We start from the raw sequence: 12,098 nt of genomic DNA on the forward strand, positions 1-12,098 counted from the left end.
TGACCGGAATTACACGACCAACCCGGTGACGTGCGCGATCCTGGCTGGCGCTCGGCCGGGGGGAACCGGCAAACTGGACGGGCTGTGAGGGGAGTATTCCTTCGCGGCGGTGTCGTCAGCACGGTGGCCTTGCGCCCCCGGCACCGTCGGCCGGTGGTTCCACCGGCGGAAGAGACCTCCGGTTAGTTGCTGCTGCGCACTATCCGGAGGTTTGGGTTTCATGACTGTCCCCCTGTGGCTGTGGATCGCCACGATCGGTGGCCTGCTCGCGCTCATCGCGCTGGACCTGGTCATCGTCGATCGCAAGCCGCACGAAGTGACCACGGGGGAAGCCGCTCGCTGGGTGATCTTCTACGTCTCGTGCGCGATCCTCTTCGGGATCGGCGTGTGGATCTTCGCCGGGCACGACCCGGGCGTCGAGTTCTTCACCGGGTACATCACGGAGTACTCGCTGAGCGTCGACAACCTGTTCATCTTCATGATCATCATGGGGTCGTTCAAGGTGCCCGCCATCCACCAGCACCGCGTGCTGCTGGTCGGCATCCTGCTCGCGCTCGCCATGCGGAGCGTCTTCATCGCCATCGGCGCCGCGCTGATCGCGCAGTTCGTCTGGGTGTTCTTCCTCTTCGGCGCGATCCTGATCTGGACCGCGATCAGCATGGTGCGCGGCAAGGGCGAGGACGAGGAGTACCACGAGAACGCCGTCACCCGGCAGGTCCGCCGGTTCGCCCCGGTGACCGACGACTACCACGGCCACAAGTACACGGTGAAGATCGACGGCAAGCGGATGATCACCCCGATGCTGCTGGTGATCGTGGCGATCGGCTCGGCGGACCTGCTGTTCGCGGTCGACTCGATCCCGGCGATCTTCGGCATCACCCAGGAGGCGTTCCTCGTCTTCACCGCCAACGCGTTCGCGCTGATGGGCCTGCGGCAGCTGTACTTCCTGCTCGGCGGCCTGGTGACGAAGCTCGTCTACCTCAGCTACGGCCTCGCGGTGATCCTCGCCTTCATCGGGGCGAAGTTGTTCCTGCACGCGCTGCACGAGTACCACGTCGTGCCGGACTGGCTGGACATCAACAACTGGGTCTCCCTCGGCGTGATCATCGTCGTGCTGACGGTGACCACGGTGACCAGCCTGGCGAAGGCCAAGCGCGACGAGCGGAACGAGGTCTCCGCGTGAGTCGTTCGCACCGCTAAGGAATTCGGGTACGGTCGGGACGTGCGTCCTGCCGACATCGAAGACCTCGTCGTCCCCGGCCGTCCCGCCCTGCGCGGGAACCTGCTGCTCACCGCCCTGAAGAAGCCCGATCTGAAGGCGAACGCCACGCACAGCGCGGTGCGGCGCGTGTCGCTCGACGGTGGTGAGACCGCGTGGACCCACGGTCCGCGCGACTCGGCCCCGTCGATCTCCCCGGACGGGCGCTGGGTGGCGTTCCTCCGCGCGGGGGAGGGCAAGGGCGCGGAGGGCAGCCCGCAGCTGCACGTCATGCCGTCGGCCGGTGGAGAGGCCCGCCGGCTGACGGCTCTGCACCTCGGCGCCGGGGAACCGGTGTGGGCGCCCGATTCGCGGCGGATCGCGTTCACCGCCCGCGTGCCCGAGGCCGGCCGTTACGGCACCCCGGACGCCGACGGCGAGACGCCGGAGCCGGCGGCCGAAGCGCCGCGCCGGATCACGCGCATGGACTACCGGATCGACGACGTCGGGTTCCTGCGAGACCGCATGCAGCGGCTGTTCGTCGTCGACGCCGTCGCCGCGCTCGACGAGGACGAGCCCCGGGAGCTCGAGCCGCTGACCGGGGACGGGTTCGACGCGGCCCACCCGGTGTGGACGCCGGACGGCGCCCGCGTGGTCTTCACCGCGCCGCCGGACTGGGACGCGGCCGAAAGCGACTCGCGCGACATCTGCGCGATCTCCGCCGAGGGCGGCGAGCCGGAGGTCGTCGTGCGCGGCGCCGGGTTCTCGGAGCGGCCGGTGTTCGGCGCCGACGGCACGTTGTTCTACTTCGGACAGTCCTTCGACGAGCACCACGAAGCCGCGCCCACCGGGCTCTACGCGGCGACGCCCGAGTTCGGCGCCGGCCCGGTGAAGGCCCGCCGGCTGACCGACGCCGAGACCGTGGACTGCGAGGCCGCGGCGGGCTCACCGGCCCCGCGCGGGGACGACGTCCTCGTGGCCGTCCGCCACCGCGGCGCGGTGGAACTGCGCGCGGTCGCCGTGGACGCCGTCGACGCCCCGCTGACCGACCTCGCGGTGGTCTACGCGGACCACGCCGCGCTCCGGTCGTTCACGCTGGACGGCTCGGTGATCGCGGCGGTGGTCGCGACGCCGTCGACCTCCGGCGAGGTCGTGCTGCTGGGCGACGGCGACCCGCGGGTGCTGACCGACTACTCGAAGCCGGCGCGGGACAAGGGCATCCGGCCGATGATCGAGCTGGAGACCACCGCGCCGGACGGCTACCCGGTGCACGGCTGGCTGGTGCTGCCCGAGGGCGAGGGCCCGCACCCGGTGCTGCGCGTGGTGCACGGCGGCCCGTTCACCCAGCAGGAGTGGGCGCTCTTCGACGAGGCCCAGGTGTACGCGGCGGCGGGGTACGCGGTGGTGGTCGGCAACCCGCGGGGGTCGGCGGGGTACGGGCAGACGCACGGCCACGCGATCACGCACGGCTTCGGCACGGTCGACGTCGACGACGTCCTGGCGCTGCTCGACAAGGCACTGGAACGGCCGGACCTCGACGCCTCCCGCGTCGGCATCATGGGCGGCTCGTACGGCGGGTTCATGACGAGCTGGCTGGCCGCCCACCACGGCGAGCGCTTCAAGGCGGCGTGGAGCGAACGCGCGGTCAACGCGTGGGACTCGATGGTCGGCAGCTCCGACATCGGCTACATGTTCGTCGACGCCTACATCGGCTCTTCGCCCGAAGTGCAGCGCGACCGTTCGCCGCTTTCGTACGCGGCGCAGATCAAGATCCCGTTCGCGGTGGTGCATTCGGAGCAGGACTGGCGCTGCCCGCTGGAGCAGGCCCAGCGGATGTTCGTGGCCCTGCGCCGTGCGGGAGCTCCGGCGGAGCTGCTCGTGTTCCCGGGCGAAGGCCACGAGCTGAGCCGCTCCGGCCGGCCGCGGCACCGCGTCCAGCGCTTCGAAGCGATCCTCGAGTGGTGGGGGCGGCACCTGTAGTGCACGGGCTGGTCTGCTTCGACGTCGACGGCACCCTCGTGCCCGGCACGAGTTCGTGCGCGTGGGTGGCCGCCGCGTTGGGGCACGAGGCCGAGCTCGTCGCGGCCGAAGCGGCGTACGTGGCCGGGCAGATGACCAACCAGGAGGCGTCGGTGATCGACGCCCGGGGGTGGGCCGGGCACACCGAAGCCGAGGTTTCAGCGCGGCTCGAGACGCTGCCGCTGGTGGACGGGATCGCCGAGACGGTGCGGTGGTGCCACGACCACGGCCTGCGCCCGATCCTGACCACGCTCGCGTGGACGCCGGTGGGCCGCATGCTCGCCGATCGGTTCGGCTTCGCCGCGTTCTGCGGGCCGGTGCCCGAAGCCGTCGGCGGCCGCTACACCGGCGAAGTCGCCGAGCACCTGGACGAGTACGGCAAACGCGACTTCGCGCTGGCACAGGGCTTCCCGCCGGAGCGGTGCGTCGCGGTCGGGGACAGCCGGTCCGATCTGCCGTTGTTCGCCGCAGTCGGGACGAGCATCGGTTTCAACGCGGCCCCGGTCGCCCGCGCCGTCGCGACCCATCTCGTCGACGATCCGGACCTGCGGGCGATCATCCCGGTGCTGGCGGCTCAGTTGAGCAACGTGTAGTTCAGCTCTTCGCAGACGCGGCCCAGCGGGACGTCCAGGCCCGGGTGGTCCAGCGGCAGCAGCACGTCCGGCGCGATGGGCAGCGCGGCGCCCGCCGGCGGGTCCCACAGGCAGATCGCGGGGTCGCCGGAGTCCATCGACGAGCGGTACCAGAGGCCGTCGAGGTCGCTGAACGCGCCGCGGATCGCGCGGGCCCACGCCTGAGTAAGTTTCTTCGGCCCGCTGGAAATCTCCTGGGACGCGCCCACCCGGGTCGGCCAGAGCCCGGTCAGGTCGAGCAGGCGCAGCGTGCGCGTCGGGCGGACGACGACCAGCCGGGGACCGCGGGTGCGGCGGTCGACCGTCGAGCTGGTCTGGAAGACCTCGGCGACCGAGGTGCGCACCGTGAGGCCGAAGTAGAGGACCCCGTTCGCGGGATCGGTGACCGGCGCGCCGCCGCGGCCGGGCGACTGCTGGTCGAACCGGCCGTGCGGGAGCGGGCCGGTGTAGCGGAACGAGTTCCACTGCTGGGGGTGGTTGCCGTGCGCGGTGAAGATCCGTACGAGCCTGGTCGCGGGCTGGACCGTCACCACGTCGTTGGCGCGGTTCAGCTGCCGGACCAGGACGGATCGGGCGGGCGGCAGCGGGAGCCGGGCCATGGGTCGGGGGTGGTCCGTCCTTGTCGGTGATCTTGCTCGGGGAGGTCCAGCCTAGAGCGGCGTGCCGAGCGTGGCGATGAGGCGGGCGACGTGGTCCGGGTCACCACCGGAGAGGAGCCATTGGCGCGGGGTCGCCGGGTGGTCGTTGATGACCAGGTCGGCCTGCGGGGTGCTCATGAAAGCGGCGACGACGAGCGCGGGCTGGTCGTCGGGCAGCGCCTTCAGCACGGCCTCGAGGCCGGGCAGCACGCCCGAGCCGGCGAACTGCCACGCGGGGAGCCGCCAGCCGCCGTCCTTCCAGCCGGTCAGCCTGCCTTCCTTGAGGCGGTGCCGGATCCGGCTGTCGTCGACGCCGAGGGTCTTGGCCGCCTCGTTGACGCTGAGCGCGCCTTCGGCGAGCACGGCGTGGGCGGCCACCGTCCGCGCCCGGAAGTCGGGTTCGTCCTCGCGCCGCGGTGACAGGTCCAGGCCGACATCGGTGAGCGCGGCGCGCTGATCGGCCGAGAAGTAGTGCGAGGGATCCGGATTCGGTGGGGAGAGTCTGCGCGCCGCGTCTTCGACGAGGGTGAGGAACTCGTTCGCGTCGACCTTCAGGCCCGCCTTGGCGAGGATGTTCTCCAGCGCTACAGACATGTGGCTCAGGTTAACCCGAAACAGCGCGCGTGTGCGGGTTCGTGCGGTTTCTTGCCCTGTCTGTGGGTGAATTCACCAGAGATCGACACTCAGGGCACATCATCCAACACGTTGAGTAGGCAACTTCCGGCTAGTTTCCCTGGATCGGGCGACGTTGTCCAGACCGGGCTCGGCTTGACAGTGAGGGTCCGTGGATTTACGTTCCGGATGAGTAAACGATTTCCACTCCTGCTCACAGGATCCGGCGTTCCGGCGCCGGTCATGGGGGACACAGGGGGTGGGGCGTGCCTGGGGGCCCGGCACGAGCCGGCCCCCCGGGCACGTCGCTCGACCCTGCAGTCGGGCGTCAGCCCTCCGGGGTCAGCGGCGGGAGCTCTTCCGCACGATCAGCCGGGCTTCGAGCGTCGTGGTCGAGGCGTCGCGGCTGCTGTCGGAGATGCGGGCCAGCAGGAGCTGCGCCGCTACCCTTCCGACTTCGTACGCCGGCTGGGCGACCACCGTCAGGGGTGGGTCGATCAGCGTCGTCCACGGGGCGTCGTCGAACGAAACTATGCCCACGTCCCGGCCCGGGCGGAGACCCCGTGCCGCCAGGGCCTCCAGCACGCCGATCGCCATCGTGCTGTTCGCGACCACGAGCGCGTCCGGCGGCGATGGCTCGTCGAGCAGTTCCAGCGCGGCCAGCTGCGCACCCCCGGCGCGGTACTCCGCCCGCCGGGACAGGACGTTCTCTTCGCCGACGACGTCGGCGTACCCGGCCAGGCGGTCGTCGGCGGTGCGGACCCCCGCGGGGCCGGTCAGGCAGCCGACGCGCCGGTAGCCGCCGTCGAGCAGGTGCCGCGTCGCCTCGGCGGCCGCGTGCCGCGTGTCGACCAGCACCTGGTCGCCCGCCGCGGTCGGCAGCGGCCGGTCCACCGCGACCAGGGGAGTGCCCTGGCGGCGCAGGCCCTCGACGTTCGTCGAGCGCCCGGTGGGGGACAGCACCACCCCGGCGACCCGTTCCTGCAGCGCGACCTCGATGTAGCGCCGCTCCTTGTCCTCGTTCTCGTCGGAGTTGCAGAGCACCACCGAGTACCCGGACCGCTGCGCGAGGTCCTCGACGCCGCGCGCGATGGCGGTGAAGAACGGGTTCTCGACGTCGGAAATGATCAGGGCGAGCACCGCCGTCTCCTGCCGGCGCAGGTTCCGAGCCAACCCGTTCGGGTGATACCCGAGCTCGGTGGCGGCCTCCTGGACCCGCGCGGCCAGCGTGGGGTCCACAGTGGACTTGCCGTTGAGCGCGCGCGACACCGTCGCGGTGGAGACCCCGGCTCTCGCCGCGACGTCGCTGATGGTGGCCACACGCCCTCCCTGATCACTCGTCGAAGGGAGAATAGCGCTCTTGGTAGTCGTTTACCGTCCGCTTACCTTTCCGGGTGAGCCGCCACTTCCGGTTGTCCGCGCGGGTTACGCCGAACGGCGTCGATCACGTACCGCCACGTCCACAGTGGAGGGTTCGCCGAAGTAGCCGCGGGGGGTGAGGCCGGTCAGCGCCCGGCAGTCCCGGCTCAGGTGCGCCTGATCGGCATACCCCGCGGCGGCGGCCAGCGCGGCCAGCCCCGCGACCCGCGGCGCCAGCGCGACGGCGCGCTGGAACCGGCTGACCCGTAGGTAGGTGGCGGGCCCGTACCCGACGGCTTGGACGAACCGCCGCCGCAACCGCCGCTCGCTCACCGCAACCGATGCGGCGGGATCTTCGACCCGGCCGGCCACAACCTCCGGCCGGCTTCCGCCGGATCGGGCCGGTTGCGCGACCCCGGCGGCGGCACGCGCTCCTTCCGGGCCGGACCCGCCGAGCATGGCGGCTGCTTGGGCCCTACTCATTCCGGCGGCGCCGGATCGGGCGAGCAGGGCTGCTTGGGCGGCGGTCATTCCGACACGGCCGGCTTGAGCAAGCAGGGCTGCTTGGGCGCTACTCATTCCGACAGTGCCGGCCTGGGCGAGGGTGGCGGCTGCTTGGGCGGCGGTCATTCCGACAGTGCCGGCCTGCGCAAGCAGGGCTGCTTGGGCGCTACTCATTCCCACGGGACCGGCCTGGGCGAGCATGGCGGCTGCTTGGGCCCTACTCATTCCGGCGGCGCCGGATCGGGCGAGCATGGCGGCGGCCCGTGCCGCTTCCTGGCCGGACCCGCCGAGCCTCGCCGCCATCCCCGCATCACCTCCCCCGGACCGGGTCAACCCCGCCGCGGCTGCGGCATCCGCGACCCGCGCCGCCCCCGCGTCCAGCCGGGCGATCAGCTCCGCCACCGCCGGGTCGGGTGGTGGTACCTCCCCGAGCCGGGACGCCACCGCCCGCGCCGGGGACAGCTCACCCGCCAACAGCCGCTCCGCCAGCTCTTGCCCCGCCCGTCCCCACAGCTCGCCCAAGGGCACCCGCCGGTCGCGCAGCTCGTCGGCGGCCACCCCGAGGACCGCCGCCGCCCGGCCCGGGAGGAACCGGACTCCGCTCAGCAGCGCGCCCGGCCGGGTCACCGATGACCACGCCGACGTGTCCGGGCCGGCCACGAACACTTCACCGTCCCCGGCGACCAGGTCCAGGCAGCCGTCGGGGACGATCCGCTTCGGTCCCGCCGCAGCCGATCGCCACACGCAGCGCGCCACGCCCCGCAGCGGCCCGGGTGGCTCCACTTCCTCGTACACCCCCCGATCATGCCTCGCGGGTCCGACAGAATCCGGCGCCGTCGGAGAACCCGTCCGAGTGAAAGCCGGACTTTTCGCGAAGAGCGGCTAACGCGCAGTCAGGTCACGGCGAGATAGAGGTCGACGCACTCGACGGAAGTGCGCGCGACGAGAGAAGACCTCTCCATGGGTGCTCCCACCGCGACCCGGCCCGCTTCGCCGCCCCAGCGCGACTGCGCCGGACGGGCTCGCTCGTCCGGAAGCTTCGTCGTCGTCCTGGGTGTGCTCGCCGCGGCCTTCGCGGTGACCGCCTACATCGTGCCCCGGTCCGCGCGCGGACCCGCCACGGAGGAGCCCGCCGGCGCTCCGGCCGCCCCGGCCGCGGTCCGCACCGTGAGCCACCGCGTCGTCTACGAACTGCTCGGCGCGCACGGCGCCCGCAACCTCACCTACGCCGCCGCGGGCTCGGCGCTGACCCAGCAAACCGAGGTCACGACGCCCTGGTCGGTGGCGTTCACCCGGGTCGGCCCCGCCGGCCGTTCCGAGTTCTACAGCATCGCCGCGCGCAACCCCGGCCCCGGCGAGCTGCGGTGCCGGATCGTCGTCGACGGCGTCGTCGTCGCCGAGAAGACGGTCGACGAACCGGGCCGCCAGTTCAGCTGCGCCGTCTGACGTCCACCATGGGCGGTGTGAACGCCGCGATCACCTTCGGACCCGCCCTGGTGGCGGTGCTGGTCCTGCTCACCGTCGCCGGAGCGGCCGTCGTCCAGGCCGGCGGGCTCGGCTCGGGGCGGGCGGTGCTGATCGCCGCCGTCCGCGCGGCCGCGCAGCTGGCCGCCGTGTCGCTGGTGATCACCGCTGTCCTGCGCTCGGTCCCGCTCACCGGCCTGTTCGTGCTGCTGATGTTCGGCATCGCCGCGGTGACGTCGGCGCGCCGCGCCGGCACCTGGGCGAACCTCCCGTGGACGGCGCTGGCGATCGCGGCCGGGGTCGCGCCCGTGCTGGCGCTGATCCTCGGCGCTCGCGTGGTCCCGCCGCGGCCGATCGCCGTCGTGCCGATCGCGGGCATCGTGATCGGCGGCGCGATGACCGCGACGTCGCAGGCCGCCCGTCGCGCCCTCGACGAGCTCAAGGCGCGCCACGGCGAGTACGAAGCGGCGCTGGCGTTGGGGTTCCTGCCGCGCCCGGCCGCGCTGGAGATCTGCCGCCCGTCGGCCGGGCACGCGCTGATCCCGGCGCTCGACCAGACCCGCACGGTCGGCCTGGTGACGCTCCCGGGCGCCTACGTCGGCGTCCTGCTCGGCGGCGCGGGGCCGGTCCAGGCGGGGATGACCCAGGTGCTCGTGCTGCTCGGGCTGCTGGCCGCGGAAGCCGTCTCGATCCTGGTGACCGTGCAGCTCGTCGCGGCCGGGAAGCTCAGCCGAGCGGCGTAGCCAGGTGCGCGGTGTCGTTGAAGCGCCGCACGATCCAGTTGTCGCCGTGCAGCACCAGGTGCGAAATCGACCCGTTGTCGGCGCCGAGGAACGCGAACCGCTCGACCGAGCGGCTGGCCTGGGCGAACACCTCGCCGATCACGCCGCCGTGGGTGAACACCGCGACCCGCTGATCGGGGTGCGCGGCCGCGATGCGGGTGAGCGCGCCGCGCAGCCGGGCCCCGAACCGCTCGTCGGACTCCGCGCCCGGGATCACGTCCCAGCGCTGCTCGGTCCACAGCCGTTCGACGATCGGGTGGCCTTCGGTGGTGTACTTCCGGAACAGGCCGTTTTCCCAGTCGCCGAGGTGGACCTCGCGCAGGTCCGGCTCGACGACCGGGGTCAGCCCGAGCTTCTCCGCCAGGGGCGCGGCGGTCTGCACGGTGCGGCGCAACGTCGTCACGTAGATCGCGTCGATCCGCTCCCCGGCGAGCCGGACGCCGACGCGCTGGGCGTGGTCGCGGCCCTCCGGGGCGAGGTCCGGGTCGGCCTGGCCGTCGACGAGCTCGAAGGGATCGCTGCCGCGGGCCGGAGCCGACTCGCCGTGCCGGACCAGGAAGATCTCGGTCGCGCCGGGTGGTGGGCTGAAGCGGTGCTGGCGGTATTCGATCTCCTGCTCGGGCGTGCTCATGCTGGGACGGTACAGCGGCGCGAAGCGCCTCGGTTGAGGGTGGTGGTGGGGAGGAAGGCGGATTAACCGAGTTGCTTGTCCACGAAACACCATCGCCACGTCTCGCCCGGCTCGAAACTGCGCATGACCGGATGGCGGGATTCGTGGAAGTGCCGGGTCGCGTGGCGGCGCGGCGAGGAGTCGCAGCAGGCGACGTTGCCGCACTTGAGGCACATCCGCAGGTGCACCCACGTCGTGCCCTCGGCGAGGCAGGCGGCGCAGCTGTCGGCCGAGCTGGGGTCTTTGTCCACCCACTCGTGGGCCAGGTGCTTGCACGAACCGGCGGTCGCGGCCGGGGTGCGCAGTTCGCGGCCCTCCACTTCGGGTTCTTCCTCGTCGCGGTCGAGCATCGACTCTTCGATGTCGAGCCGTTCCAGGACCTTGCGCAGGACGTCGTCGTCGGCGCTGCCGCTGGCGCGGGCCTTGAGGAACTGCTCGCGTTCCACTTCGAGCAGCTCCAGCCGCAGCCGGCGGTAGGCGTCGCTCGGCGTTTCGGCCAGGGCGCTCTGCCGGCCGAGCTGTTCCCACGCCGAGTCGGAGCGGTGCTGCAGCCGGTCGCGCAGGCGCTGGATGATCTCCGGCGGGTCGTCGGGCTGCCGGATCTCGTCCAGTTTGGTCAGCGCCGCCCGGGTCATGTCGTGGAGCACGGCCGCCTCCTGCAGCGCGTCCTCCGCGGGGTCCGGCCGGGGCAGGCGCAGGCGCCGGATCAGCGGCGGCAGCGTCATGCCCTGCACGGCCAGGGTGCCGGCCACGACGACGAACGCGGCGAGCACCAGCACGGCCCGCTGCGGGGTGTCGGTGGGCAGCACGAACGCGGCCGCGAGCGTGACGACTCCGCGCATGCCCGCCCACGCGATGACGGCCGAGTAGCGCCACGGCCAGATCTTCGTCTTGGCCTTGCCGGGCAGCAGCCGCCGTTCGAGGCGCTTCACCGTGCCGATGCCGATCAGGTAGAGCACGCGGGTGAGGATCGTCGCGCCGAGCACGGCGACGCAGATCCAGGTCAGCATCACCAGGGACAGCCCGCTCTCGCCCACCTCGGCGAGGATCCGCCGCAGCTGCAGGCCGATGAGCAGGAAGACCATGTTCTCCAGCAGGAACGCGATGGTCTGCCAGTTCAGCCGGGACGCCAGCCGGGTCGAGCCGGACAGGATCTGCGGCGCCTTGTGCCCGAGGATCAGGCCGGCGATGACGACCGCGAGCACGCCGGAGCCGTGGATCGCCTCGGCCGGGAGGTAGGCGATGAACGGCACGGCGAACGACAGCGCGGTGTCGAGCACCGGCTCGTCCAGCCGGGCGCGGATGAACGCGGCCACGAACCCGACGACCAGCCCGACCACGGCCCCGCCGATGGCCGCGCGGAAGAAGTCCGCGCCGACCTGCCACAGGCTGACCGAGCCGGCCAGCGCCGCGATGGCCGTGCGGAGGGCGACCAGCGCGGCGGCGTCGTTGAAGAGGCTCTCGCCTTCCAGGAGCCGGATCAGCTTGCGGGGCATCCCGACCCGGCGGGCGACGACGCTGGCGGCGACCGCGTCCGGCGGCGCGACGATCGCGCCGAGCGCGATGCCGCCGGCCAGCGGGAGGCCGGGGATCACCGCCCAGGCGACCAGGCCGACGCCGATCGCGGTGAACACGACGAGCCCGACCGACATCAGCCCGATCGCCCCGCGGTTCTTCCGGAAGTCGACGAGCGACGTCTGGATGGCCGCCGAGTACAGCAGCGGGGGCAGCAGGCCGAGCAGCACGACCTCGGGGTCGAGGTGGTACTCGGGCACGCCGGGGACGTAGGACGCGCCGACGCCGACGACGATCAGGCACAGCGGGGCGGACCAGTCCAGCCGCCGCGCCACCGCGCTGACGACGAGGACGGTCACGACCAGCGCCACTATCTCTGCCGCTATGTGCACGGCCCCATCATCACCCGGGCGTCGTGGCGGGTGTCACCGGGCCAGCTCGGGGTCGCGGCGGACCGAGGCCTTGCCGCGGAAGCTGGGGGGCGGGGCGGGGTCGTGCTGAAACTTCCGGCCGGACCGCCCAGCAGCTGCTTGTTCGAGGCTGCGGTCAAGATCTCTCCCAGGGTGTGGCCCCAGTCAACACGCTGGAGCGCACTCCGGGGCAAGTGCTTAGACCACGTCTCATTTGGGGTTGTTGTGGGTGAGCAGGTCCAGCTTGATAGCCCGGCGGTAGCAGATCACCGCGCAGGCGAGCTGGGTGAATGCC

General features: G+C 72.2%; 11 protein-coding genes. 5 read left to right on the plus strand and 6 right to left on the minus strand.

What is annotated here, in order from left to right; translation table 11 throughout:
* Window positions 1–220: 220 nt before the first annotated feature.
* The 3 genes from AB0M80_RS35675 to AB0M80_RS35685 are packed head-to-tail and all read left to right on the plus strand — an operon-like array spanning window position 221 to window position 3,810.
* Complete coding sequence (locus AB0M80_RS35675) at window positions 221–1,183, plus strand: TerC family protein (protein WP_364573751.1); 963 nt, start codon at window positions 221–223, stop codon at window positions 1,181–1,183.
* A gap of 39 nt (window positions 1,184–1,222) precedes the next feature.
* Window positions 1,223–3,178: a S9 family peptidase gene (locus tag AB0M80_RS35680; RefSeq protein ID WP_364573753.1), complete on the plus strand. Its 1,956-nt coding sequence runs from the start codon at window positions 1,223–1,225 to the stop codon at window positions 3,176–3,178.
* The gene (locus tag AB0M80_RS35685) at window positions 3,160–3,810 is read left to right on the plus strand and encodes a haloacid dehalogenase-like hydrolase (RefSeq protein ID WP_364573755.1); all 651 of its coding nucleotides are present in this window, start codon (window positions 3,160–3,162) and stop codon (window positions 3,808–3,810) included. The genes AB0M80_RS35680 and AB0M80_RS35685 overlap by 19 nt, the downstream gene beginning before the upstream one ends.
* Here AB0M80_RS35685 and AB0M80_RS35690 read toward each other — a convergent pair.
* The 4 genes from AB0M80_RS35690 to AB0M80_RS35705 form a co-directional block, all read right to left on the minus strand.
* Entirely contained in the window at window positions 3,792–4,448 is a 657-nt protein-coding gene (locus tag AB0M80_RS35690; RefSeq protein ID WP_257926625.1) for an RES family NAD+ phosphorylase, read from the minus strand. The genes AB0M80_RS35685 and AB0M80_RS35690 overlap by 19 nt on opposite strands.
* Window positions 4,449–4,499: 51 nt before the next feature.
* Window positions 4,500–5,081, minus strand: a complete 582-nt coding sequence (locus AB0M80_RS35695; protein ID WP_364573757.1) for a DNA-binding protein — start codon at window positions 5,079–5,081, stop codon at window positions 4,500–4,502.
* Window positions 5,082–5,441: 360 nt separating this feature from the next.
* Window positions 5,442–6,419: a LacI family DNA-binding transcriptional regulator gene (locus AB0M80_RS35700; RefSeq protein WP_364573759.1), complete on the minus strand. Its 978-nt coding sequence runs from the start codon at window positions 6,417–6,419 to the stop codon at window positions 5,442–5,444.
* A 105-nt stretch (window positions 6,420–6,524) separates the two neighbouring features.
* On the minus strand, window positions 6,525–7,757 hold the full coding sequence (locus AB0M80_RS35705) for a helix-turn-helix domain-containing protein (protein WP_364573761.1): 1,233 nt from the start codon (window positions 7,755–7,757) through the stop codon (window positions 6,525–6,527).
* Window positions 7,758–7,922: 165 nt separating this feature from the next.
* Here AB0M80_RS35705 and AB0M80_RS35710 point away from each other — a divergent pair, with 165 nt between their 5' ends.
* Window positions 7,923–8,408, plus strand: a complete 486-nt coding sequence (locus AB0M80_RS35710; RefSeq protein WP_364573763.1) for an MmpS family transport accessory protein — start codon at window positions 7,923–7,925, stop codon at window positions 8,406–8,408.
* 17 nt (window positions 8,409–8,425) lie between these two features.
* Entirely contained in the window at window positions 8,426–9,169 is a 744-nt protein-coding gene (locus AB0M80_RS35715) for an ABC transporter permease (protein ID WP_364573765.1), read from the plus strand.
* On the opposite strand, the gene AB0M80_RS35720 is transcribed toward AB0M80_RS35715, so the two are convergent.
* Together AB0M80_RS35720 and AB0M80_RS35725 are read right to left on the minus strand one after the other, a co-directional pair.
* Window positions 9,153–9,839: a histidine phosphatase family protein gene (locus AB0M80_RS35720; RefSeq protein WP_364573767.1), complete on the minus strand. Its 687-nt coding sequence runs from the start codon at window positions 9,837–9,839 to the stop codon at window positions 9,153–9,155. The two genes, AB0M80_RS35715 and AB0M80_RS35720, sit on opposite strands and share 17 nt — an antisense overlap.
* Before the next feature lie 62 nt (window positions 9,840–9,901).
* A complete protein-coding gene (locus AB0M80_RS35725; protein ID WP_364573768.1) occupies window positions 9,902–11,785 on the minus strand; it encodes a Na+/H+ antiporter in 1,884 nt (627 codons plus the stop codon).
* Window positions 11,786–12,098 lie beyond the last annotated feature (313 nt).

Source organism: Amycolatopsis sp. NPDC051045, from assembly GCF_040682955.1.
GTDB lineage: Bacteria > Actinomycetota > Actinomycetes > Mycobacteriales > Pseudonocardiaceae > Amycolatopsis.